A 22,466-nucleotide genomic window follows, 5' to 3' on the forward strand; every position below is an offset into this window, starting at 1 on the left:
AGCGCTCTACTGCTTCTGCAGCAGCTTGAGCCGGCAGCGTAGTGCCTCGCGGATATGCGCCCTCGCAAGCTGCTCGGCCTTGTCGCCGTCGCGCGCGGCGATGGCGTCGATGATGGCCTGGTGCTCGCCGTGACTGGTCGATGGACGGCCTGTCACCGTGAAGGTGGTCGGGCCCAGCAGCGCGATCCAGTCCTGCAATTCGCGCGAGGCGTTGTCGAGATAGCGGTTGCGCGCTGCGCGGCAGATGGCTTCGTGGAACGCGCGGTTGAGCCGCGCCATCTCTGCAGCGTCTGACGCCGACGCCTCGACAAAGGCCTGCTCGATATCCCTGAGCGCGTGGACTTCGGGCGCTGAGGCGTGTTCGGCGGCCAGGCGCGCTGCAGCGCCTTCCATGATCTCGCGCATGGCGTAGAGCTCGAGCACCTCGGAAATGTCGAGGTCGCGCACGATCAGCCCGCGGCCGCCAGCGGGCTCGACGAAGCCGCGGGCCGCGAGACGGCCAAGCGCCTCACGGACCGGCGTGCGGCTGACCTTCAGCCGCTGCGCGACCTCTTCCTCGCGCAGTCGGTCGCCGGCGCGGTAGCTGCCGGCCTGAAGCGCCTCGCACAGCGAGCGGAACACGGCCTCGCCCAGCGCCACGCCGCCGCCGCGCGCGATCGATCCGTCCGTCTTTGCCGCGCGTTTGGCCATGTTCCCTCACGGCGCATCCTGCCCATGCAGAGATGCCACTTGCACGGTCGATGTATATCTTTGTATACAAAAGTACGCAATGACTGCCTGGGTTGATCGGGGCCATGGGCGGCAGAATGTCTCTAGCTTCGTCGCATCGGGTAGACGGGATGAGCAGCAAATACGACGTGCTGGTGATCGGCGGCGGCAATGCGGCGCTGTGCGCGGCGATCTCGGCGCGCCGCGGCGGTGCCTCGGTGCTCGTGCTGGAGGGCGCGCCAAAATTCTATCGCGGCGGCAACACCCGCCACACCCGCAACATGCGCTGCGCCCATGACGCCGCCACCGAAATCCTCACCGGCCCCTACACCGAGGAGGAGTTTTGGGAGGATCTGCTGCGCGTCACCGGCGGGCAAACCGATGAGGTGCTCGCCCGCCACATGATCCGCGAGTCCAAGGACATTTTGAACTGGATCGTGGAGCAGGGCGTGCGCTGGCAGCCCTCGCTCGGGGGAACGCTGAGTCTCGGCCGCACCAACTCCTTCTTCCTCGGCGGCGGCCGCGCGATGCTGAACGCGCTCTATCTCACCGCCGAGCGGCTCGGCGTCGATGTCGAGTACGACGCCGAGGTCACCGATCTCGTGATCGAGGACGGCATGTTCCTCGCCGCGCGCCTCAAGCGACCGATCAAGGGCGAGAGCGAGATCCGCGCGACCTCGCTGGTCGCCGCGGCCGGCGGGTTCGAGGCCAACATCGAATGGCTGAAGCAATATTGGGGCGAGGCCGCCGACAATTTCCTGATCCGAGGCACGCCCTTTAATCGCGGCTCGATCCTGAAGGTACTGCTCGACAAGGGCGTGCAGGAGGTCGGCGATCCCACCCAGTGCCACGCGGTCGCGATCGACGCTCGCGCGCCGAAATTCGACGGCGGCATCATCACGCGTCATGATTCGGTGGTGTTCGGCATCGTCGTCAACAAGCATTCGCAGCGCTTCTACGACGAGGGCGAGGATATCTGGCCGAAGCGTTACGCCATCTGGGGCCGGCTGGTCGCGGCACAGCCCGACCAGATCGCCTACATCATCTTCGATTCCACCGTCGTCACCAGCTTCATGCCGACGCTGTTCCCGCCGATCGCAGGGCAGACCGTCGCCGAGTTGGCCGGCAAGCTGGAGCTCGATCCGGCTGCGCTGGAGAAAACGATCACCGAATTCAACGCGGCCGTGCGCCCCGGCACCTTCGATCACACCATCCTGGACGATTGCGTGACTGAAGGCATCACGCCGCCGAAGACGCATTGGGCTCGCAAAATCGAGACGCCGCCTTATCTCGCCTATCCGGTGCGGCCCGGCATCACCTTCACCTATCTCGGCACGCGCGTGAATAAGGAGGCGCGGATGCTGATGGCTGACGGCAAGCCGTCCGCCAACATGTTCGCGGCCGGCGAGATCATGGCCGGCAACGTGCTCGGCAAGGGCTATGCGGCCGGCATGGGCATGACCATCGGCAGCGTGTTCGGGCGGATCGCGGGACGGGAAGCGGCGAAACATGCACGGAACTAGAATTCTGGACGAAGCCGACCGTCTGATGACGGTCTGCAATTCCTGCCGCTACTGCGAGGGATTGTGCGCGGTGTTTCCGGCCATGGAGATGCGGCGCGCCTTCTCCGACGGCGATCTCAACTATCTCGCAAACCTCTGCCATTCCTGCGGCGCCTGCTACGTCGATTGCCAGTTCTCGCCGCCGCACGAGTTCAACGTCAACGTTCCGAAGACGCTGGCCGTTGCGCGTGCCGAGTCCTACGCGGTCTATGCCTGGCCGCAGGCGTTGTCCGGTGCCTTCGCCCGCAACGGGCTCGTCATCAGCATCATTGCCGCGCTCAGCATGGCGGCTTTCATCCTCGGCTTCGCCGCTTTGAATGACCGCAGTGTATTGTTCGGCGTGCACACCGGCCCAGGCGCGTTCTACAAGCTGATGCCGCACAATGCGATGGCCGCGTTGTTCAGCGCCGCCTTCCTCTACGCGATCCTCGCGCTGGTCATGAGCGTGCGTGCCTTCTGGCGCGACATCGGCGCACCGATTGGCGGTCGCGCCGACGGCGGGTCAATCTTCCAGGCGATCCGCGATGCCGGCGAGCTGCGCTATCTCCACGGCGGCGGCGTCGGCTGCTACAACGAGGACGACAAGCCGACCGACCGGCGCAAGCTTTTTCATCACCTGACGTTCTACGGCTTCCTGCTGTGCTTCGCCGCGACGTCGGTGGCGACGCTCTATCACTACCTCTGGGGCCGCGAGGCGCCGTATCCATGGTGGGATCTGCCCGTGGTGCTGGGCACACTCGGCGGCATCGGTCTCATCGTCGGTCCGATCGGCCTGTTCGTCGCGAAAACGCGCCGTGATCCGGCGCTGCTCGACGAGAACCGCTATGGCATGGACGTCGGCTTCATCGCCATGCTGTTTCTGACGGGTTTCACCGGCATGGCGCTGCTTGTCCTGCGCGAGACCGCGGCCATGGGGCCGCTGCTGGCCCTGCATCTCGGCGCGGTGTTCGCGCTGTTCATCACCATGCCCTATGGCAAGTTCGTGCACGGCATCTATCGCTTCGTGGCGCTGGTGCGTTATGCGCAAGAGCGGCGCAGCGTGGCCGGCTCTTGAGGGGCTTGCGGGGCTGACGTATGTCTTCCTGGCTCGCGCACAGCGCGAATCGCTTGGGGAGCCCGGGCTCATGTATATGTTTCTGCCATTTTTGCTGGCGCTCGCGGGCTGCGCGAGTGTCTGGTGTTCGCGCGCGGGATTGAGCTATGCGCTCTGGAGCGCAACGACCCTAATCACCATCGCTTGGTTCTTCCACCACGCGACCGATCCGCTGAAATTTTCGTTCTGACGGTGGCGAGATGAGCACTGCAGAGCTGAGCGAGCAACGGCCGGTCGGCGCGATCCTGAACATGCTCGGCCTGCTCGGGATCTCGTTGATCCTGACGGTGGCGTTCACCTATCAGCTTGCGCTCGGCGAGCTGCCTTGCCCGCTTTGCCTGTTGCAAAGAGCCGGGTTCATCGCGGTCGGCATGGGGTTCCTGTTCAACCTGCGCCTCGGTGAGCGTCCATCGCACTACGCGATGATTCTCGTTTCCAGCCTCGTCACCGGCTTCATCTCGATGCGGCAGGTGTCGCTGCATCTTGCGCCCGGCGATCCAGGATACGGCTCGGCGCTGTTTGGACTGCATTTCTACACCTGGGCGCTGATCGCGGCGGTCGGGATCGTGTGTTATGTCGCGCTCGTCTTCGTCCTGAAGGATCTGGCCGGCAAGCGAGACGGGGACGCGCCTTTGAACGGTGCGGCGTCGAACACGGTCTTCGCGATCTTTGCATTGCTGGTTGCCGCCAATCTCTTGTCCACCGTGCTGGAGTGCGGCGCGGGTCAGTGCGACGACAACCCGGTTCGCTATCTCCTGCTCAAGTGATCGGATTGAAGCGACCGTCGTTCAGGAACGCGATCGTCTGCTCGATCGCGACGGTATTTCGTGGAAGTCCGGTGTGCGATGCCTTGACGATGATGTGGTCGGCCATGTCGGCCAATTTCGCGCTTTCGACTGAAACGCGTCCGTCGTTGGGCCGCGGCAGGACAAAGGCCGAGGCGATTGGTGCGATGGTGCGGCATCCCGCGATGACGCCGATCGCATAATCGGGCGGCGGCAGGGCGGCGAGCACAGGGGGCTGGGCTGTCGAAAGCTGCGAGCCGGCCGGACCGAAAACAGCGCGGTAGAGCGAGAGGTCCTTCAGGAGATCGGCGACCTCGCTGCCGCCGTTGGGCGTGCCCAGCATCACGACGCGGCCGAGCCGCGCCGGCCGATGTCGCGCGATGTAAACCCTCGCGAGCAACCCGCCCATGGAATGAGCGACGAAGTGTACAGCGCCGTCGCATTGCTCTGCAAACGCGGCGACCGGCGGGTGGATGTCTTCCGCAAGCTCCTCGAGCGGCTTCTTGCGGCTGGGGTAGCCGAGATTGAGCGTGGCGAAGCCGTGACGCTGCAAGGCTCGATCCAGCTTCTTCAGCGTCCAGGCACCGACGCCGATGCCATGAAGCAGGACCACGCCGTCGCACCGCGCATCAGCCGGTGCGACGGACGTGGGCTGGATATCAAGCAACCTCACGCTCCGGCGACGCGCCCTGCTCGCGGGCCATCGTCGTTGCCGTGACATAGTCGGTCTTGCCGGTGCCGAGCAACGGCACCTTGTCGACCACCATGATCGCCGCGGGCACGGTCAGCTCGGACGCGCCGATTGCCTTGGCCTGGCCCTGCATCGCACTGCGCTCGGCGGTCTTCTCCGTCGTCAGCAGCACGATGCGCTCGCCCTTGCGCTGGTCCGGGATCGACACGGCGACCGAGGCGGCTTGCGGCCACAGCGCCGTCGCGATGCTCTCGACCGCCGACAGCGAGACCATTTCGCCCGCGATCTTGGCGAAGCGCTTGGCGCGGCCCTTGATGGTGATGAAGCCGGCCGGGTCGATCGCAACGATGTCGCCGGTGTCGTGCCAGCCCTCGGCGAGCGGTTCGAGCACGCCGGGATTTTCGGCCCTGAGGTAACCGAGCATCACGTTCGGTCCGCGCACCGACAGGCGTCCACCTTCCTCGATGCCGGGGACCGGATCGAGGCGGCTTTCCATCAGGGGTGACAGGCGGCCGACAGTGCCGGGACGGTTGGCCATCGGCGTGTTCATCGCCAGAACCGGCGCGGTCTCGGTGACGCCGTAGCCTTCGAGGATGCGGATGCCGTAGCGCTCCATGAACACCTGACGTGTGCGATCCTTCACCGCCTCGGCGCCGGCAATCACCAGGCGCAAGGTGCGGAAGTCGTAGGCATGCGCCGAGCGGGCGTAGCCGGTGAGGAACGTATCGGTGCCGAACAGGATCGTGGCGCCGGTCTGGTAGATCAGCTCCGGCACGATCCGGTAGTGCAGCGGCGAGGGGTACATGTAGATCGGAATGCCCGCGAGCAGTGGCATCATCATTCCGCCGGTCAGCCCGAAGGAGTGGAACACCGGCAGCACGTTGAACACCTTGTCATTGGCATTGGCATCGACCCGGGCCAGCGCCTGCGCCGCATTCGCAAGGATGTTGCGGTGGGACAGCACCACGCCCTTGGGCGTGCCTTCCGAGCCCGAGGTGAACAGCACGACGGCCGGATCGTTGGCCTGGCGGGCGACGCGCGGCGCGGTGCTGGCGAGCAGGCCCTTGATCTTGTCGGCGGTGCCGATCGAGGCGCGGACATCCTCGAGATAGACGACGCGGGCTTCCGCAGAGATCGCGGCCATCAGCTTGTCGAGCTTGCCCTTCTCGATGAAGGCTTTCGAGGTCAGCACCGTCTTGACCTGCGCGGCCTTCATGGCGGCGAGGACGTTGACCGGGCCGGCGGAGAAGTTGAGCATGGCCGGAACGCGGCCGATGCTTTGCAGCGCCATGAAGACGACGGCAACGCCCGCGGAATTCGGCAGCAGCACGCCGACGTTTTCGCCGGCCACCGTGCCGGCTTCAAGCTTGCGGCTCAAGACCTGCGCGCCGAGGATCAGCTTGCGATAGGTCAGCTTGGTGCCGAGCGCGTCCTCGACGATGACCTTGCCGGTGTCGCGGTCGCGATAGGCATGTCCGAGCGCTTCGAACAGCGTGTGATCGAGCATGGCGTTCTTGACCATGGCATCGATCATCACGTCCTGGAGTGCGGCGCCCGCGGCATTGCGGCGTGCCTTGCCCTTCAGCGCCGGATCTACCGGAAGCTTGACCGGCGGCAGGATCGTGACCGTCACCCGCGGAAACCACGAGCGCTTGATCTGGCTGCCGTTGAGATAGCTGAGATGCGAGCGCTGGGCGCCCTCGATGCGAACCGGCACGACCACCGCGTCGGCCTTGTCCGCGATCATCGCGGTGCCGTCATAGACCTTCATCAGCGAGCCGGACACGGTGATGCGTCCTTCCGGGAAGATCACGACCGGTTCGCCGGCGGCGACCAGCTTGATCAGGTCGCGCGCGGCCAGCGGCTTGGTCGGGTCCATGGTGTAGTGCTTGACCACCCGTAGGAACGGCTTGGCCCACCAGGCCTTGGAGATGCCGGTATCGACCGCGAAGCTGGCGTCGATCGGCAGCACGGCGTGCAGCAGCGGGCCATCGATCAGGCTGACATGGTTGGGCGCGATCAGCATGCGCGTGCCCGGAGGCGGCAGGTTCTCGAGCCCGCGAACCTCGGTGCGGAACAGCGCGCGGAACAGCAGCCCGCCGAAGTCGCGCACGCCTTCCTTGCCCCACTTGGTCAGCACGAACCACACCGCGCCGAAGCTGGCGACGCCAAGGCCGAAGAAGATCCAGCCGACGTGCAATCCGCCCGCCTGCAACAGCGCGACGAACAGCGAGCCGACCACCATGAAGGCCGCTTGCAGCACGTTGCCGGCGGCGATGATGCGGGCGCGCTCGGACGGTGCCGACCAGGCCTGCACGGCGGCAAAGGACGGAACGACGAACAGGCCACCGCCGAATGCGAAGGCGACGAAGTCGATCAGCATGCGCAGGCCGGCGAACGAGGTTGCGAAGTCGACCGCGGCGATGTCCTGCCCCTTGGCGGTCACACCGATGGCCCAGGCGAGATCGAGGCCGGCAAACCCCATGATGATGGCGCCGATCGGCACCAGCGCGAGGTTCGGGCGGACGTGGCTCAGGCTGGCCGCGAACAGCGAGCCGATGGCGATGCCGACCGCGAAGGTCGCAAGACAGAGCGTCACCACGCCTTCGGTGCCACCGACGACCTCCTTGACCAGCGCCGGCAGCAGCGACAGCACGATGGCGCCGACCAGCCAGAACCATGAGACGATCACGGTGCCGTCCCACAACCGCTTGTCCGCGTAGAGCGTCTTCAACAGACCGAGCGTCGAGGTCCAGGGATTGGCGTTGACGAGCAGGTCGGGGGCGGATGGCGTCGTCTGCGGAATGCGGGAGGCGAAGGCCCAGGACAGCAGGGCCAGCACGACCACGGCCGATGCGACCCAGCCCATATGCGCGGAGCCGGCGACGAACTGGCCGCCGGCGACGGTGCCGAGCAGGATTGCCATGAAGGTCGCGCCTTCGACCAGCGCGTTGCCGGTCGCGAGCTCTCCGAGCTCGAGCTGGTCCGGCAGCATGGCGTATTTCACCGGACCGAACAGGGCGGCGATGACGCCGAACAGTGCGAGCGCCGTGAACAGCAGCGGCACCGAATGCAGGAAGAAGCCGGCGGCGGCAAAGGCCGCGGCAAAGATCTCGGCAAACTTCAATCGCCGCGCGACGACCGATTTGACGTATTTGTCGGCGAGCTGGCCGCCGAGCCCCGACAGGATGAAATAGGGGAAGATGAAGACGGCGCCTGCGACCGTCACCAGCGCGTCGCCGTGACCGGTCGCGGCACTGTAAAGCAGGATGATGACGAGTGCGTTCTTGAGCACGTTGTCATTGAGCGCCGAGAAAAATTGCGCCCAGAACAGCGGCGCGAAGCGGCGTGACGACATCAATTCCCTGATCATGACAAGTCCTGTTTTGGGAAGGCAGCCTGAGATTGTTACGTTGTCGGTGAGGCGTCACGACCGGAAGCTTACGGAACGAACGATGGCTGGATGACGACGGTCGCCGGCCTGTTCTGTCCCCTCGACCCCTTCCGATCCTGTTGGTCTCCAAATGGTCTCGTTAGGTTCGCAAATATCTGGTCGCAGCCGTGGTTCGGACGGACCGGCCGCGTCTTCCCGGATACCGCGCCGGGCGATGAGGAAAAGTTGAACCGCATCGCCAAAGACCGCGACATCGGCTGCGAATGTCGGGACATGGTAAGTCCTTCCTTGCAACCGGGTCTTGCATTCGAGCCGACCGGAACGTCCCGGGTGCGTCCGCCTCATGTGAGATGAGCGAGGTGGCGAAAGGGCGAGAGGCGGCCGAGCAGGCTGAACCGGCGACCCTCGTGACGGGCGCGGGTGCGGCTCGCCCGCCACATTCGGAAGGTCGCGCGGCGCTCGGTGAGCACGCCGGCAATGTCGCAGGCATTTGCGATGCGATCGATCGGCTGCATCGCGAACCTGAGGACGGCCCGGCCAAGGCCGGTCACCAGAGCCACGGCGTCATCGACGAAGGTGGAGGCGATATCAACAGCGAGGGTTTGCATTTTGCAGATCTCCAGGTTAATTTGAACAATGTTCACATGGGTAGCTTGAAAATGAACAATGTTCAAGAAGAATCGCCGCGCGACCAGAAAAAAAATCGGCGGAGGCTCCAGATCCTGGAGATCGCCCGCGGCATCATTTCAGCTAAGGGGCTGAGATCATTGAAAGTTCGAGACGTTGCGGAGGCCGCCAATTGCTCGGTGGGCAGCGTCTATAACGAGTTCGGCGACTTCGACGGGGTGATCCTGACGGTCAATCGGGAGACCGTTCAGGCGCTGACGGTACGGCTCGGCGAAGTCCCGGGTGAAGATCCCGTTCGCCAGCTCTACGGGCTTGCCGAGACTTATCTCGAATTCTTCGCCGAGCACGCAAACCTGCTGCGCTCGCTGTTCGAGCATCGGATGGAGGACGACCGCCCTTATCCCGACGACATCCTTCAGATGGTGATGGACGCGTTTGCGCTGATGCATCCACCCCTGGTGCGGCTGCTACCGGATGCGGACGACGTGAGGATCGCGCTGCTGTCGCGCACGCTGTTTTCCGCCGTGCACGGAATCATCTCGCTCGGCCTCGAGGAGCGCATGGTGGCGGTGCCGCCCCAGATGCTGCGCCAGCAGGTCGAGCAATTCGTCGATACGCATCTCGCCGGCCTCGGGATCGTGCCGGTCGGCGCACGGTCGCCTTGAAGAGGCCGAGCGGCTACCACGCGTATCGCAGGCTCGCGGTGCCGGAATAGGTGGTGCTGCGCGCCGCGAACTCGCCGTCGAACTTCGCCGACAGGGCAACGCCGTTAGAAAACTTCAGCTCGGCACCGGCAGATGCGAGCGCGGTGTTCTTTGCCGGCGTTGCGCCATTGACGATGAAGCTGGCGCCGGGCAGCGCCTGGAATGCTGCGACGAGCGTCGGATCGCTCACCCAATCATGGGCCCAGGCTGCGCGGCCGCGCAACGTGAGGACCGAGTTCGGCGTGACCAGCGTCGCGCGGTCGAAGCGCGCGCCGAGCTCGCTCCGTGTGTCGGAGGCCGTGCGTCCCTGATAGGTCAGGCCAAAGCCGCTGCCGGCCAGATCGGTCTCGGTATAGGTCGGTGTGCGAAAAGCCTGCGCCTGCGCCGCCACGTATGGCGTGAAGCCGCCAATCGGCGTGGCGAAGCGATAGCCGCCCTCGATGCGGCCTCCGACGGTTTGGGCGTCGAATTTGGCGGTGAGCTGGTTGCCGAACGGCGCGAGCCGGTCGGTCGACATCCAATGATTGGCCACGGCGAGAGAGGCGGCGAAATAGGCCGGGCCTGTGCGCAGGGCGGTGTAGACGCCGGCCTGGATTGCATCGCTCTTGCCGCCGCCGATCGCCTGCGCGAGGTCCCATTTGGTACCGCCGCCCGACAGCGCGAAGCCGATCAGCGCATCGCGGCCGAAATGATAATCGGCGCCGGCCGCGACGCCGCCTGTGCGCGCGCTCAGATCGTGACTGCCGATCACGACGGGGTCGCCGCTGGTGCGGTTGGTACCGCCGAACGCCGTGCCCCAGGCCGTCCAGCGCTCCGCAAAGGCCGGCGCTTTCATGGCCGGCGTCCCTAGCACCTTGTTGTAGGCGAGGGCGATATCGTCAGGGAGCGCGGCGCGTTCGGGGCTGAAGCTGAGCGCGGTATCGCCGGTGCTCATGCCACTGCGTCCACCCACGAACAGATCAAGCATGAGGCCGAGGAATTGGCTCGTGAACTGGAACGCGCCCTGTTGCGCGCCGGTCGCAGCCTCGCCCGAGAGCTGATCGAGATTGTAACGGAGTTGGGCGTCGCTCTGGCCTGCGAAGGAGGACAGGAAGGGCAGATTGGGCCCGAACGCACTCAAGGCACCGGCCACGGCCTTCTGGTTCTGCGTCTGGGCGACGGTGGGCAATGCGCTGTTGTTGTAGTTGAGCGTCAGGAAGACCGACGATCCGTCATAGCTGAGGGCCGACGTGAAGAACTGCGGATTGTATCCGCTGAGCGTTACGCCGGAGAAGGTTCCGGTGAGGCCGTTCAGCGTGCTGAGGATGGTGTATTGCGTGGAGGGGTTATAGGCGCCCGCAAGCGTGGTGACGGCGACGGTACCGCCGTTCAGTGTCGCGGTCACCGCGGCAATCTTGTCGGACTGTCCGGCCGCGTTGACGGAGATCGCGTAGGTCGCACCTGAATTGAACGTCGCATTGCCGTTGACCACGAGCTGGCCGAGATTGCCGGGCGCGATCGTGCCGCCCGACAACACGTTGAGACTTCCGATCATGCCGTTGCCGCCGAGCATGCCGCCGCTGACGGTCGTCGCGATGTTGGCCATCATGCCGTTGACGATGAGGGTGCCGGCCTGGACGTTCATGGTGGCGGTCGCGTCCATCGTGATGCCCGTCAGCGTCCAGGTGGAGCTGCCGGTCTTTTCCAGGACCTCGAATTCCTGGAACTGGCTGGAGAAGCCAAATGTGGCGAGGTCGAACGTGCTGTTGGCCGTCCCGCCCAAGCGCAACGTGTCCGAGCCGTTGCCGGCCTTGACGTATCCCATGATGTTCGATCCGGCACGAAGCTCGAGAACGTCGCTGCCGTCCTTAAGGTCGACGGCGGTGCTGCCACTGGTCTGGATTGTGCCTGAGTTGATGACGGTGTCCTGGTTGGCCGAGCCAAGGATCGCGGAATTCGAAGCACTCGAGATTATGCCGGCGTTGTTGACGGTGTTGCCGTTGGCTGCGCCGTTGAGGCTGATGGCCGCACCATCGCTCGCCAGGACAAAGCCGCTCGACAGAATGTTCAGCTGGTTGTTCGCCGCTCCGGCGAAAATGCCAACACCCGAGGTTCCGGAAACGGCGCTTCCAACCGTACCTGCGATCACGATGATGTTGTTGTTCGAATTGGCAAGGCCAAGTCCCACCGTGCCGGAAATAGACGTGCCAACCGTAGCGCCCGCATCTATTGTCACAGTGTTGTTGCCGCCATCCGACAACACGATGCTGTCGCTGTTGGCGGACACGATCGAGGCACTGTTGAAAACCTTGATTGAGCTATTCACCGCTCCAGCGAAGGTGATGCCAGAAAAGGTGGGCTCGTTAAGAGAGGTCAAGGTGCCGTCGCCAATGTTGACGGCGACGCCGCTGGCCCCGAACGCCGTTTGAATGTGGGTATTGCCTGCTCCGGTGCAGGTAATGGAATCGCCCGACTGAAGTGCCGTCTGCGCGCCGCTTCCGCCAATCACGCATGCCGCTTCTGCCGGCATGTTGAGCCACCAAAGCGAACTGCTTGCGGCAAGGGCACCGATCGCGGTGTTCAGAAGAAACGTACGTCGCCGGGGCGTCTTCGCATGAAGAATATTGCGCGGGGCAGGCATATCATTCCAAGGCACTTCCGAACTCCTCTCACGGCACGTCCCGGTGGATTCGCGCCGCAATATTGGGGAGTGCCATGCTTAGCGGGGGAGGTTCTGGCCATCGTGGATCAGCGCGCAAGGCGGTGTGGCGGAAAGCGAAAGACGCAGTTTTTTGGGAGCAATGTGGCCGCGGCGTCACATAGCCGCGCCGTCGCGACGCCGTTGGACGATGTCCGCAAACGGACGCCGGGGGTGAGCGGGCGCCGGTGCCTATCGACCTCGCGCTGCGACGGCCTCGCGCGGACGGGTTGCAACGACGACGACGTCCGGTCTGCCGTTGTCGACCTGTACCCGGTTGCGCCCTTTTTCCTTGGCGCGGTAGCAGGCGGCATCCGCGCGCCGCATGGCGTCCTCGAGCGTGGTGTTGCCGTCCGCGATACAGGCCACGCCGATGCTGGCGGTCACCGCAAAGCAACGATCATCCCAGGCGAAGATGAACAGCTCGAGCGATCTGCGCAGGCGTTCGGCGATATCGACGGTGGTCGAGGGCGAGCATTGCGGCAGGATCAGGCCGAATTCGTCGCCGCCGAGCCGGGCCACCAGATCATGCGGTCCACGCTCCTGTTGCAGCAGGCGCGAGACCTGGCAGAGCAGGCGGTCGCCGGCGAGGTGGCCGCAGGTGTCGTTGACGCTCTTGAACTGGTCGAGGTCGAGCAGGATCAGGCCCAGCGAGCCCGCCGCGGTGGTGTCCAGCACGCTTTGCAGGCGCGCCTCGAAGGCGCGGCGGTTGGACAGGCCGGTCAACCAGTCGTGCGATGCCTGCCATGCTAGGCGCTCCTTCTCGGCATGCAACGCATCCTCGAACGCCTGTCGTTGTAGCATCAAGCGCCGCGTGTGCCAGATCAGGAGCAGGATCAGTGTCGCGGCCGCCACGATGTTGAGGCACGTCAGCGTCACCTTGATGGCGCGGGAGCCTTCGCCGAGGACAGTCGAGAACCGCTTTGCATGCACCGTGAACTGCGCGTTGAGCTCCGAGAGCCGCGACGACAGCAGCCGCAGGCGGTCGCGGTCCTCAATGGGTCCGTGCGCCAGCTCGGACCGGATGACCTCGCCGAACACGCTGAGCTCCAGCAGCATGGGATCGGTGGCCGCCCACTCGTGGATCGCTTCCTGGAGGAAGCTGACGCGGCTGAAATAACGGAACAGCCAGATCAATCCCGGAACGTCATCGGGATGGTTGCCGCCTTGCAGAAACCCGACGCGGGCGGCCTCGACGTCGACCGGATCGCGCTCGAGTGCCCAGCGCGCGAACTCATCGCCGATGGGAACGGCGAGGGACGCCTGATAGTGGGTGAACTGGCTCGCCTCGCCTGAATGCAGATAGAGATTGAGGAAATAGACGGCGTTCTTCTGTGACCGCGACCACATCGCTTCGCCCGCGACATAGGCGCGGACCGATGACATCACCTCGAGGCTGAATCCCGCGATCGTTGCCTGGAGCACGACGACCATCAAGAATGGCGAGACAAGTTTGATGACGTGAAGGAAACTACGCCCCTTCGTCGACGTCGCTGTTCTGCGAAACACCCTGCATTCCCCAAATCGATCAACGACCCCACCGGAGCGTCGCGCCTGCAACGCCAAGTAGAGGGGAAAGTTGCTTAACTCGACCCCAAAGACGCAGGCGACTGCACTGCAGGGTGAAAGCGTCGTGAAGCGGATGCCCGCAGATCGTTGCAAATGCCGACGAACCGGAACCGATGCGGTCGTGGCGAAACCAATGCCTCGCATTCGTCCTGCGCGGTTTACCTGATCGAGAGAGTTTGGTCCGGTGCTAGATGCGGTAATGGGCCCGGCTCCGAGCAAGGGGTCATGATGGTGGCTGTCCCCCGATAGATGATGAAACGGGGTCACGATTTGAGTCGGCCCCAAGCATCTGGAGACGGAGGACAGCCGTGGACAATTATGCCGGAATCGACGTGTCATTGGAACTGTCGAGCGTGTGTGTTGTGGACGCCCAGGGTAAGATCCTGAGGGAAGCAAAGGTCGCAAGCGAGCCCGGCGCCTTAGTTGAGCTTTTTGAGGCGCTCGGCTTTGCAGTGAAGCGGATCGGGCTGGAGGCTGGGCCGCTGTCGCAATGGCTGCATGCGGGCCTGAGAGGTGCAGGATTCGAAACAGTTCTGCTGGAAACGCGGCACGTGAAGGCCGCGTTGTCTGCAATGACGGTTAAGACGGATCGGAAGGATGCCCGCGGGATCGCCCAGTTGATCCGGATGGGGTGGTATCGATCGGTACACGTAAAGTCGGTTGACGCGCAAGAGATCCGGGCACTCCTGATCGCACGCAAACAGCTTCTCGGGCGGCTCATCGATGTAGAACTAAGTATCCGAGGGATTTTGCGCGGCTTCGGTCTGAAGGTTGGTCCGGTGACGCGAAGGAATTTCGAAGCGCGGATTCGAGAGCTGGTTGCGGGCCAGGCGACATTGGAGCGCATTGCCGATGCGATGCTTTCGGCGCGATCGACCCTGAAGGCAGAATACGGAAGGCTACACAAGGCTGTGCTGGCAGCTGTGCGTGACGATGCGGTCTGTCGCCGGCTGATGACAGTGCCAGGCGTTGGTCCCCTAGTGGCTATTACCTACAAATCGGCGATTGATGATCCTAAGCGCATTGCAAAGTCAAAGGCAGCAGGCGCGCTGTTCGGGCTCACACCAAAGAAATATCAATCGGGAGAAAAGGACGTCACGGGCGGAATCACGCTGGCCGGCGATGAGACGGTGCGGACGGTCTTGTATGAAGCCGCCAACGTTCTGCTATCGCGTATCACACGGTTCTCGAAACTCAAGCGCTGGGGGATGGACGTCGCCAAACGGCGAGGCTCGAAGCGCGCAAAAGTCGCCCTGGCACGTAAGCTCGCAGTGATCTTGCATCGGATCTGGGTCGACGGCACAACTTACCGATGGGCTGAAGCGGGGCCGATAGCGGCATAGAACAGGCGGAGGAAATTAAGAACGCAACCGGGCTGAACTGAAGCCCAATGCCCGAAGTCCCGTCGCCGGGACGGTGGATCCGGTGAAGCCGTTACACGCCCAGTGGCCGTCGTCTGACGAACCACGCGTATCTAGATAGGCTCACCGCTCCCTCTGACAGCATGATGTGGCGGCCAGGCGTCGACCACGGACAGAAGCATGAGCTCGGCGGCGTGACGTTCACTCGGGAGGCTTGACATCATCGGGCCCATTACAGAAGGGCGTGGACTCATAACGGGCAGCAAGCCATAGCCGGATAGATGCGAGTTGGACGCAGCATGGGCTTGATGGCAATCCATTCATGATCGGCGAGTTCGTGGCGCATGATTCGAGCCCCAGTTTCGAAGCTTGAATCACAGGGGGCTGACCGGACGCAACGCTTCCGGGCAGGCCCCAGTCGGACGCTTACGGGGTAAAAGCGGACATCACCCCACCGACAATCCCAGCGGGTACCGTCAAAAATAACCCATATGCATGGTCCTGCCCAGGCGGTCCGGGCTAGCTTGTTAGCGAGCGCAATCGCCAGCATTGCGGACTCATCAATGCGCCGCTGCCGCGCTCTTTTCCTACTGACGCGCTGTTGAAGCTGCAAGACTAAGGCGGTCCGCAGGCGGCAGGTCGAACCGTGGCTCGATGCCGAGCAGCGGTCCGATACGGGCAATGACATTGCCCGCGGTCGGAACGGCGTTCCAGCCCGACGCGATCTGGCCGTAGGTCTCCTTCAGCGGCTGCGGCTCGTCGAGCATGATCAGGAGCTGGTACTTCGGCTTGTCGGCCGGCAGGATCGCGGTGAACGCAGTCAGCACCTTCTTCTTGGCATAACGGCCGTTGACCACCTTTTCCGCGGTGCCGGTCTTGCCGCCGATATAATAGCCCTTCACGTCCGCCCTGCGCGCCGTGCCGATCTCGGCGTTCAACCGCATCAGGAACCGCATCTTGTCCGAGGTCTCCGGCTTGATCACGCGCTTTGCGATCGCCCGCGCTTCCTCTTCGGAACGCTTGAGGAAGGTCGGGGGAATCAGCAGGCCGCCATTCGCAAGCGCGCTGACGCCCATCACGGCCTGCAACGGCGCGACTGCCATGCCGTGGCCGAACGCGATGGTGATGGTGTTCAGCTCGCTCCAGCGCCGCGGCAGGATCGGCGAGGCGCTCTCCGGCAGCTCGGTGCGCAGCCGCTCGAGCTGCCCCATCTTACGCAGGAATGCCTTGTGCGCCTCCACGCCCTGCGACAGCGCGATCCGCGCTGCGCCGACGTTGGAGGAGAAGGTGAACACCTCCTTCATGTTCAGGAAGCGGCCCTTCGGCTCGTCGTCATGGATCGCGAACTTGCCGTAGTGCAGCGGCCCGCGCGCGTCCCACAGCGAGTCGAGACCGTACTTGCCGGTGTCGAGAGCCATCGCGAGCGTGAACGCCTTGAAGGTCGAGCCCATCTCGTAGACGCCGGTGGTCAGGCGGTTGATGCGGTCCGGGTCGTGCGCTTCCTTCGGATTGTTCGGATCGAAATCCGGCACCGAGACCATCGCGATGATTTCGCCGGTGTTGACGTTGGTGACAAGCCCGGAGGCGGCCTTGGTGTGGAACTTCTCCTTGGCCTTGAGCAGCTCGTCGCGCAGTGCGTGCTCGACGCGCAAATCGACGGACAGCTCGATCGGCTTCTGCAGGCGGTCGGTAGCAAAGCCGGCGCGGTGGAGATCGGCGAGCCCCTGATTGTCGAGCCACTTCTCCATGCCGGCGATGCCCTGGTTGTCGATGTTGACCAGACCAATGAGGTGGGCGACCTCGTTACCGGTCGGGTAGACGCGCTTGTTCTCGCGCAGGAAGCCGATGCCGGGCAGGCCCAGCTTGTGGATGTCGAGCTGCTCCTTGGCCGTGATCTCGCGCTTCAGCCAGACGAAACCCTTGCGCGACGACAGGCGATCGCGCACCTCGGCTTCGTCGAGGTCGGGCACGGTCGCGGTCAAAAGCTCGATCGCCTCGTCCTTGTCGATGATGCGGCGCGGCTCGCCGAACATGCTGCCGGCCTTGACGTCGGTGGCGAGGATCTCACCGTTACGGTCGACGATGTCGGGCCGCGCGGTCGCAACCACCTCCTGCGAGGCCGCGCGTCGCGCGCTGTGGGCGTCGGCGCCGATCGCGAACATCACGAGCCGCCCGCCGATCATGGCATAGACCGCCGCAAAGGCCAGCATCGCGAGGCCAACACGCGCGCGCGCTTTCGCGGCGCGATCGACATTGCGCCCGTAGAGCAGATTGCGGATGAGTTTGTGCCGCCACCGTTCAGGTTGTTTTGGCCGGGGTGTGGCGCTCATTACCGCTTGTTTGCTGGAAATTGGTGGTTTGCCACGCATCGGAGGCTTCTTTGGGCAGGCCGTTCACCCCTCAGTAATGGGCGCAGGATTAAGAAACCTTTGATAGAAATATTGCGCCGAACATCTTTTTTGATGTTCGCTTTTGTCCCTTCCTCCATCCGCGGGGGAACGCTGCTGACTCATCGCGACATTTGCTGCCGTCGCACAAAAGGCGGTGGGTATCGGAGCAAAGCGGACATCGCCGACGGTTTATGAGTACACGACCTAGACCAGCACCGGCTGACGCACCCGTCCGACATCGCCGAACACGCGCAAATAACGCTCGATCTCCGACGGCATGCCGGTCGCCTTCTCCGGATTGTCGGAGAGCTTGACGGCCGGATGTCCGTCGACCGACGACACCTTGCAGACCAGCGAGATCGGATCGAGATTGAACGAGCCGTCCGGCGCACAGCCGACGAAATCGTTGGTGAGGTTGGTGCCCCAGCCGAACGAGAGCCGCACGCGGCCGGTGAAGTGGTGATAGGTCTCCTCGATCGAGCCGACATCCATCGCGTCGGAAAACACGAGCAGCTTGTCCTTGGGGTTGCGGCCCTTCTTCTGCCACCAGGCAACGATCTCCTCGCCGGCCTGGATCGGCGGTGCGCTGTCGGGGCGGAAGCCGGTCCAGTCGGCGACCCATTCCGGCGCATCGCGCAGGAAGGCCTTGGTGCCGAAGGCGTCGGGCAGCGCGATCAGGAGATTACCGCCGTAGGTCTGGCGCCATTGGTCGAGAATGCGATAGGGCGCCCAGCGCAACTCCTCGTCGTCCTTGGCAAGCGCGGCCGCGACCATCGGCAGCTCATGCGCATTGGTGCCGATGGCTTCGAGGTCATTGTCCATCGCCAGCAGCACGTTGGAGGTGCCGATGAAGGACGGGCCCAGGCCTTCCTTCACCGCCTCGACGCACCAACGCTGCCAGAGGAAGCCGTGGCGACGGCGGGTGCCGAAGTCGGAGAGCCGCAAATTCTCGAGCTGGCGCAGCCGCTCGACCTTGGTCCACAGCTTGGCCTTGGCACGGGCATAGAGCACGTCGAGCTCGAAGCGGCCGCGGCCCTTCATCGCGGCGCGCGATCGCAACTCGTTGAGGATGGCGAGCGCCGGAATTTCCCACATCGTGGTGTGGGTCCAGGGACCGTGGAAATGCAGCTCGTACTGGCCCTCGACCTTGCGCAGCTCGTATTCGGGCAGCCGGAATTCGGCCAGCCAGCGGATGAAGTCCGCCGAGAACATGTGGGTCTTGCCGTAGAAGGTGTTACCGGCAAGCCAGATCAGCTCTTTCTTGGCGAAGCGGATGGTGCGGGCGTGGTCGAGCTGGGCGCGCAGCTCGCCCTCGTCGATGATCTCGGCCAGCCGCACATGGCGCGAACGGTTGATGACCGAGAATGTCACCTGCTGATCCGGATAGTCCTCTCGAATCATCTGTAACATCAATAGCTTGTAGAAGTCGGTATCCAGCAGGCTGCGGATGATGGGATCCAGCCGCCAGCTATGATTGTAGGTCCGGCTCGCAATGTCGGTCACTGTCATGGCCGAATTCTAGCGTGGCGGCCCTCGCGCAACCAGTGGGTTTGGCGAAGGGCAGACTTCCCTGAAACCGTGACCGAGGCTCAGTCTCCGGCCGCCGTTGCCGCCACGGTTTCGAGCTGGCCGCGGATCCAGCGATGGGCCGGGTCTTTCTGATAGCGCTGATGCCAGACCATGAACATCGGCAGCTCGGCCAGCGTCTTAGTCCGCGACGCTAGCGGAATCGGGACATGCGCGAAACCGCGCATCACACCGGAGGCGAGCAGGCTCGGCATGCTCGCCAGCATCTGCGAGCCGCGCAGGAAGGGCGGTACGCCGGAAAAGCTCGGCACGGAGATGGCGATGTCACGAAGAAAGCCGTTCGCCGCCAGCCGGCGGTCGAAGTCGAGCCGCTCGTTGTCGGTATAGACCACCGTGATGTGGCGTGCCGCGAGATAGGCGCTGCGGCCGGCTGGCGCGGTGCGCGCCTTGGGATCGAAGTAGCAGACGTAATGATCGCTGAGCAGCCGCTTCTGCACGATGTCCACGCCGGATGGCGGCAGCGGCGTGACCATGAGATCGCAGCGGTTTTCGCGCAGCATCGCGGGCGACGGTGACTGCGAGGGGATCACGCGCAGGTTCAGGCTCCTGACCTGTCCCGCGACATGATCGAAGAACCGCGGCAACAGCAGATCGCGCTGGAAATCATTGGCGGCGATCGTCAGCGAAAGCTGCGCGTGTGCCGGCTCGAAGGTGACGCCGCCGGCAAAGCTGCGCATCTCGTCGATCAGCGCCCGCGCTTTCGCAGCCAATGCCTGGGCATGAGCGGTGGCGACGATGCCGCGGCCGGATTTGGCAAACAGCGGATCACCCGCGATCCGCCGCAACTTGTTCAGCCCGTGACTGACCGCTGATTGCGTCAGACCAAGCCGCGTTGCTGCCGCCGTGACCGAGCCTTCCTCCAGCACGGCAAGGAACAGTTCGAGGGCGTGGCCGTCGAGCGCCAAATGATCGATTTCCTTCATGTAATTCATTATAATCGATCCATTTATCTTGAGAATAGATCCTCCCATGATCTCCCGATAAGCCGCGCCCCCGGACCCGGGCGCCACAGGGAGAGACAACGCCGATGAATGTCCAGGCGCCAGCCTTGCAGGATCCCCGCCTCAACCGACCCGAGCCGTTCACCCCGCGTGACGGCGGCTTCTTCCAGCGCGACCACTCGATCCATCCGCCGGCGCATGCGCCCGGCTACAAATCCTCGGTGCTGCGCTCGCCGCGCCAGCCGCTGCTGTCGATCGAGAACTCGGTCTCGGAGATCACGGGTCCGGTGTTCGGCCACAACGATCTCGGCCCGCTCGACAATGATTTGATCCGCAACTACGCCAAGGACGGCGATCCCGTGGGTGAGCGCATCATCGTCCATGGCCGCGTGCTCGACGAGACCGGCCGCGGCGTGCCGAACACGCTGGTCGAGTTCTGGCAGGCCAATGCCGGCGGTCGCTACCGGCACAAGAAGGACACCTATCTCGCCCCGATCGATCCGAATTTCGGCGGCTGCGGCCGCGCGCTGAGCGACGACACCGGCTACTATTATTTCCGCACCGTGAAGCCGGGCCCCTATCCCTGGCGCAACTTCGTCAACAGCTGGCGTCCCGCCCACATCCACTTCTCGGTGTTCGGCTCGGGCTTTGCGCAGCGGCTGATCACCCAGATGTATTTCGAGGGCGATCCCCTGATCCCGGTCTGCCCGATCCTGACGACGATTCCGGACAAGGACGCGCTCGACCGCCTCGTTGCGCCGCTCGACCTCAACGCCTCGACGCCGTTCGACTCGCTCGCCTACCGCTTCGACATCGTGCTGCGCGGCCAGCGTTCCACCTATTTCGAAAATCGCACCGCGGGGAACTGAGCCAATGCCGCAGCCGCTCAACTATCTCAAGGAAACAGCCTCGCAGACCGCCGGGCCCTACGTCCATATCGGCCTGATCCCGGCCATGGCCGGTTTCGACATCTTCGAGAAGAACTTTTCCAACGTGCTTGTGACGCCACGCACGCAAGGCGAGCGTATCACGCTGGAGGGCCGCGTGCTCGACGGCGCGGGCACGCCGCTGCGCGATGTGCTCCTGGAGATCTGGCAGGCCAATGCGTCCGGCCGCTACAACCATCCGGCCGATCGTTCCGCCGGCGCGCCGGACGATGAGTTTCGCGGCTGGGGCCGCGCCGGCTCTGATTTCGACAGCGGCATCGTCACTTTCGAGACCATCAAGCCGGGCGCGATCACGGACAAGGCAGGCCGCAGATGCGCGCCGTACGTCAATATCTGGATCGTCGCGCGCGGCATCAACATCGGCCTCAATACGCGACTCTATTTCTCCGACGAAGAAGCCGCGAATGCCGCCGACCCCGTGCTCAATTTGGTCGAGCCGCCGGCGCGGCGCGCGACGCTGATCGCCACGCGTGGTGAGCGCGCCGGCAAGGTCGTGTACTCCTTCACGATCAATCTGCAGGGGGCGGAGGAGACAGTGTTCTTCGACGTCTGACGATCCGGCGGTCGTCCCGCAGGATCATTCCACCTGGTCGCCTCGATTGATCGATCCGCGCGTGGTGGCTTGCGGTGGTTGCTGGCGCATCTCGCGCGATCCCGGCCGCTCGGCCGGGGCGCGCCCCACTCTTGGCTTCAGTTCTGTCAAATCGATGAAGACGTCGGCCTGCCGGCGTAGTTCGTCGGCCACCATGGGAGGCTGGCTCGCAAGCGTGGAGACGACCGTCACGCGGACACCGCGGCGTTGCACGGCTTCCACCAGTGAACGAAAATCCCCATCGCCCGAGAACAGCACGATCTGATTGACGTGCTCGGCGAGCTCCATGGCATTCACGGCGAGTTCCACATCCATGCTGCCCCTCACCTTGCGGCGGCCGGTCGTGGCGTCAACGAACTCCTTGGCGAGCTTGGTGACGACGGTGTACCCGTTATAGTCGAGCCAATCGATCAACGGGCGGATTGACGAGTATTCCTGATCCTCGCTCACGGTCGTGTAGTAGAAGGCTCGCAGCAGCGTACCTCGGCCGTGAAATTCGCCGAGCAGGCGCCTGTAGTCGATATCGAAACCGAGCGCCTTGGTGGCGGCATAGAGATTGGGGCCATCGATAAAGACCGCAATCTTCTCAAGCGAAGACATTCTGCACAAATCCCCAGTTCCGCATGGAAGCCGGCGGGTTCAGCCGTCAGGGCTGTGTGCCGGCCGGAAAACGCCGAAGTCGCCGATGGCCCGCGGAAAAAGGCGGCGCAGACGGCCGGAGGGGGGCCGTCCCGCGCCAGTTAAGGGAGGTTGCTGCTATCAGCGCCAGGATTCCGAATGCAGTCACGTTAAGGCGTGCGCATGCCACGCTCAATTGTACGGAGGTAAACGGCGCGTA

Annotated in this window: 19 protein-coding genes; 9 read left to right on the plus strand and 10 right to left on the minus strand. The window is 64.1% G+C overall.

Features of this window, described 5'->3' with window-relative positions:
- Nucleotides 1-6: 6 nt before the first annotated feature.
- The gene (locus tag ACKWRH_RS09160; protein ID WP_445220238.1) at nucleotides 7-690 is read right to left on the minus strand and encodes a GntR family transcriptional regulator; all 684 of its coding nucleotides are present in this window, start codon (nucleotides 688-690) and stop codon (nucleotides 7-9) included.
- Between the two features lie 149 nt (nucleotides 691-839).
- Here ACKWRH_RS09160 and tcuA point away from each other — a divergent pair, with 149 nt between their 5' ends.
- The 4 genes from tcuA (at nucleotide 840) to ACKWRH_RS09180 (ending at nucleotide 4,130) form a co-directional block, all read left to right on the plus strand.
- A complete protein-coding gene (tcuA, locus tag ACKWRH_RS09165; protein ID WP_445220239.1) occupies nucleotides 840-2,231 on the plus strand; it encodes an FAD-dependent tricarballylate dehydrogenase TcuA in 1,392 nt (463 codons plus the stop codon).
- A complete protein-coding gene (gene tcuB / locus ACKWRH_RS09170) occupies nucleotides 2,218-3,324 on the plus strand; it encodes a tricarballylate utilization 4Fe-4S protein TcuB (RefSeq protein ID WP_445220240.1) in 1,107 nt (368 codons plus the stop codon). Before tcuA ends, tcuB begins: the two co-directional genes overlap by 14 nt.
- Nucleotides 3,325-3,394: 70 nt before the next feature.
- A complete protein-coding gene (locus ACKWRH_RS09175) occupies nucleotides 3,395-3,553 on the plus strand; it encodes a DUF5993 family protein (protein WP_445220241.1) in 159 nt (52 codons plus the stop codon).
- 10 nt (nucleotides 3,554-3,563) lie between these two features.
- Nucleotides 3,564-4,130, plus strand: a complete 567-nt coding sequence (locus tag ACKWRH_RS09180) for a disulfide bond formation protein B (protein ID WP_445220242.1) — start codon at nucleotides 3,564-3,566, stop codon at nucleotides 4,128-4,130.
- Here the strand turns inward: ACKWRH_RS09180 and ACKWRH_RS09185 are convergent.
- From ACKWRH_RS09185 to ACKWRH_RS09195, 3 genes are all read right to left on the minus strand, one after another.
- Complete coding sequence (locus tag ACKWRH_RS09185) at nucleotides 4,123-4,815, minus strand: esterase/lipase family protein (RefSeq protein WP_445220243.1); 693 nt, start codon at nucleotides 4,813-4,815, stop codon at nucleotides 4,123-4,125. The two genes, ACKWRH_RS09180 and ACKWRH_RS09185, sit on opposite strands and share 8 nt — an antisense overlap.
- Nucleotides 4,808-8,212, minus strand: coding sequence for an acyl-[ACP]--phospholipid O-acyltransferase (locus ACKWRH_RS09190; RefSeq protein WP_445220244.1), 3,405 nt, complete (start codon nucleotides 8,210-8,212; stop codon nucleotides 4,808-4,810). The genes ACKWRH_RS09185 and ACKWRH_RS09190 overlap by 8 nt, the downstream gene beginning before the upstream one ends.
- Before the next feature lie 362 nt (nucleotides 8,213-8,574).
- Nucleotides 8,575-8,841, minus strand: a complete 267-nt coding sequence (locus ACKWRH_RS09195; protein ID WP_445222360.1) for a hypothetical protein — start codon at nucleotides 8,839-8,841, stop codon at nucleotides 8,575-8,577.
- 51 nt (nucleotides 8,842-8,892) lie between these two features.
- Here ACKWRH_RS09195 and ACKWRH_RS09200 point away from each other — a divergent pair, with 51 nt between their 5' ends.
- The gene (locus ACKWRH_RS09200) at nucleotides 8,893-9,525 is read left to right on the plus strand and encodes a TetR/AcrR family transcriptional regulator (RefSeq protein WP_445220245.1); all 633 of its coding nucleotides are present in this window, start codon (nucleotides 8,893-8,895) and stop codon (nucleotides 9,523-9,525) included.
- 13 nt (nucleotides 9,526-9,538) lie between these two features.
- Here ACKWRH_RS09200 and ACKWRH_RS09205 read toward each other — a convergent pair whose 3' ends face one another.
- Nucleotides 9,539-11,368 carry an autotransporter outer membrane beta-barrel domain-containing protein gene (locus ACKWRH_RS09205; RefSeq protein ID WP_445220246.1) on the minus strand — a complete coding sequence of 610 codons (1,830 nt, stop codon included), beginning with the start codon at nucleotides 11,366-11,368 and terminating at the stop codon, nucleotides 9,539-9,541.
- Here ACKWRH_RS09205 and ACKWRH_RS09210 point away from each other — a divergent pair.
- On the plus strand, nucleotides 11,367-11,972 hold the full coding sequence (locus ACKWRH_RS09210) for a hypothetical protein (protein ID WP_445220247.1): 606 nt from the start codon (nucleotides 11,367-11,369) through the stop codon (nucleotides 11,970-11,972). The two genes, ACKWRH_RS09205 and ACKWRH_RS09210, sit on opposite strands and share 2 nt — an antisense overlap.
- A gap of 461 nt (nucleotides 11,973-12,433) precedes the next feature.
- Here ACKWRH_RS09210 and ACKWRH_RS09215 read toward each other — a convergent pair whose 3' ends face one another.
- The gene (locus ACKWRH_RS09215; RefSeq protein WP_445220248.1) at nucleotides 12,434-13,750 is read right to left on the minus strand and encodes a GGDEF domain-containing protein; all 1,317 of its coding nucleotides are present in this window, start codon (nucleotides 13,748-13,750) and stop codon (nucleotides 12,434-12,436) included.
- A 368-nt stretch (nucleotides 13,751-14,118) separates the two neighbouring features.
- On the opposite strand from ACKWRH_RS09215, the gene ACKWRH_RS09220 reads away from it, so the two are divergent.
- Entirely contained in the window at nucleotides 14,119-15,153 is a 1,035-nt protein-coding gene (locus tag ACKWRH_RS09220; RefSeq protein ID WP_445216185.1) for an IS110 family transposase, read from the plus strand.
- A gap of 605 nt (nucleotides 15,154-15,758) precedes the next feature.
- Here the strand turns inward: ACKWRH_RS09220 and ACKWRH_RS09225 are convergent.
- The 3 genes from ACKWRH_RS09225 to ACKWRH_RS09235 form a co-directional block, all read right to left on the minus strand.
- The gene (locus ACKWRH_RS09225; protein WP_445220249.1) at nucleotides 15,759-17,501 is read right to left on the minus strand and encodes a peptidoglycan D,D-transpeptidase FtsI family protein; all 1,743 of its coding nucleotides are present in this window, start codon (nucleotides 17,499-17,501) and stop codon (nucleotides 15,759-15,761) included.
- A gap of 264 nt (nucleotides 17,502-17,765) precedes the next feature.
- Nucleotides 17,766-19,070 (minus strand): nicotinate phosphoribosyltransferase, encoded by a 1,305-nt coding sequence (pncB, locus tag ACKWRH_RS09230; protein WP_445220250.1) that lies wholly within the window; start codon nucleotides 19,068-19,070, stop codon nucleotides 17,766-17,768.
- Between the two features lie 80 nt (nucleotides 19,071-19,150).
- Entirely contained in the window at nucleotides 19,151-20,080 is a 930-nt protein-coding gene (locus ACKWRH_RS09235; protein WP_445220251.1) for a LysR family transcriptional regulator, read from the minus strand.
- Between the two features lie 95 nt (nucleotides 20,081-20,175).
- Between ACKWRH_RS09235 and pcaH the strand changes: the two genes are divergently transcribed.
- Both pcaH and pcaG read left to right on the plus strand, forming a co-directional pair.
- Nucleotides 20,176-20,958, plus strand: coding sequence for a protocatechuate 3,4-dioxygenase subunit beta (pcaH, locus tag ACKWRH_RS09240; RefSeq protein WP_041955084.1), 783 nt, complete (start codon nucleotides 20,176-20,178; stop codon nucleotides 20,956-20,958).
- A gap of 4 nt (nucleotides 20,959-20,962) precedes the next feature.
- Nucleotides 20,963-21,589 carry a protocatechuate 3,4-dioxygenase subunit alpha gene (gene pcaG / locus ACKWRH_RS09245; RefSeq protein ID WP_445220252.1) on the plus strand — a complete coding sequence of 209 codons (627 nt, stop codon included), beginning with the start codon at nucleotides 20,963-20,965 and terminating at the stop codon, nucleotides 21,587-21,589.
- A 24-nt stretch (nucleotides 21,590-21,613) separates the two neighbouring features.
- On the opposite strand, the gene ACKWRH_RS09250 is transcribed toward pcaG, so the two are convergent.
- Nucleotides 21,614-22,228: a LabA-like NYN domain-containing protein gene (locus ACKWRH_RS09250; RefSeq protein ID WP_445220253.1), complete on the minus strand. Its 615-nt coding sequence runs from the start codon at nucleotides 22,226-22,228 to the stop codon at nucleotides 21,614-21,616.
- Nucleotides 22,229-22,466 lie beyond the last annotated feature (238 nt).

The sequence above is a fragment of the Bradyrhizobium sp. Pa8 genome, from assembly GCF_052588265.1.

Excerpts from the sequence above, each read along its gene's own strand:
- pcaH (WP_041955084.1), top strand. The coding sequence starts at position 20,176 with ATGAATGTCCAGGCGCCAGCCTTGCAGGATCCCCGCCTCAACCGACCC.
- ACKWRH_RS09160 (WP_445220238.1), bottom strand. The coding sequence starts at position 690 with ATGGCCAAACGCGCGGCAAAGACGGACGGATCGATCGCGCGCGGCGGC.
- ACKWRH_RS09210 (WP_445220247.1), top strand. The coding sequence starts at position 11,367 with ATGATGTTCGATCCGGCACGAAGCTCGAGAACGTCGCTGCCGTCCTTA.
- ACKWRH_RS09175 (WP_445220241.1), top strand. The coding sequence starts at position 3,395 with ATGTATATGTTTCTGCCATTTTTGCTGGCGCTCGCGGGCTGCGCGAGT.
- ACKWRH_RS09235 (WP_445220251.1), bottom strand. The coding sequence starts at position 20,080 with ATGAATTACATGAAGGAAATCGATCATTTGGCGCTCGACGGCCACGCC.
- ACKWRH_RS09195 (WP_445222360.1), bottom strand. The coding sequence starts at position 8,841 with ATGCAAACCCTCGCTGTTGATATCGCCTCCACCTTCGTCGATGACGCC.
- pncB (WP_445220250.1), bottom strand. The coding sequence starts at position 19,070 with ATGACAGTGACCGACATTGCGAGCCGGACCTACAATCATAGCTGGCGG.
- ACKWRH_RS09180 (WP_445220242.1), top strand. The coding sequence starts at position 3,564 with ATGAGCACTGCAGAGCTGAGCGAGCAACGGCCGGTCGGCGCGATCCTG.
- tcuB (WP_445220240.1), top strand. The coding sequence starts at position 2,218 with ATGCACGGAACTAGAATTCTGGACGAAGCCGACCGTCTGATGACGGTC.
- tcuA (WP_445220239.1), top strand. The coding sequence starts at position 840 with ATGAGCAGCAAATACGACGTGCTGGTGATCGGCGGCGGCAATGCGGCG.
- pcaG (WP_445220252.1), top strand. The coding sequence starts at position 20,963 with ATGCCGCAGCCGCTCAACTATCTCAAGGAAACAGCCTCGCAGACCGCC.
- ACKWRH_RS09225 (WP_445220249.1), bottom strand. The coding sequence starts at position 17,501 with ATGAGCGCCACACCCCGGCCAAAACAACCTGAACGGTGGCGGCACAAA.
- ACKWRH_RS09205 (WP_445220246.1), bottom strand. The coding sequence starts at position 11,368 with ATGGGATACGTCAAGGCCGGCAACGGCTCGGACACGTTGCGCTTGGGC.
- ACKWRH_RS09190 (WP_445220244.1), bottom strand. The coding sequence starts at position 8,212 with ATGATCAGGGAATTGATGTCGTCACGCCGCTTCGCGCCGCTGTTCTGG.
- ACKWRH_RS09250 (WP_445220253.1), bottom strand. The coding sequence starts at position 22,228 with ATGTCTTCGCTTGAGAAGATTGCGGTCTTTATCGATGGCCCCAATCTC.
- ACKWRH_RS09200 (WP_445220245.1), top strand. The coding sequence starts at position 8,893 with ATGAACAATGTTCAAGAAGAATCGCCGCGCGACCAGAAAAAAAATCGG.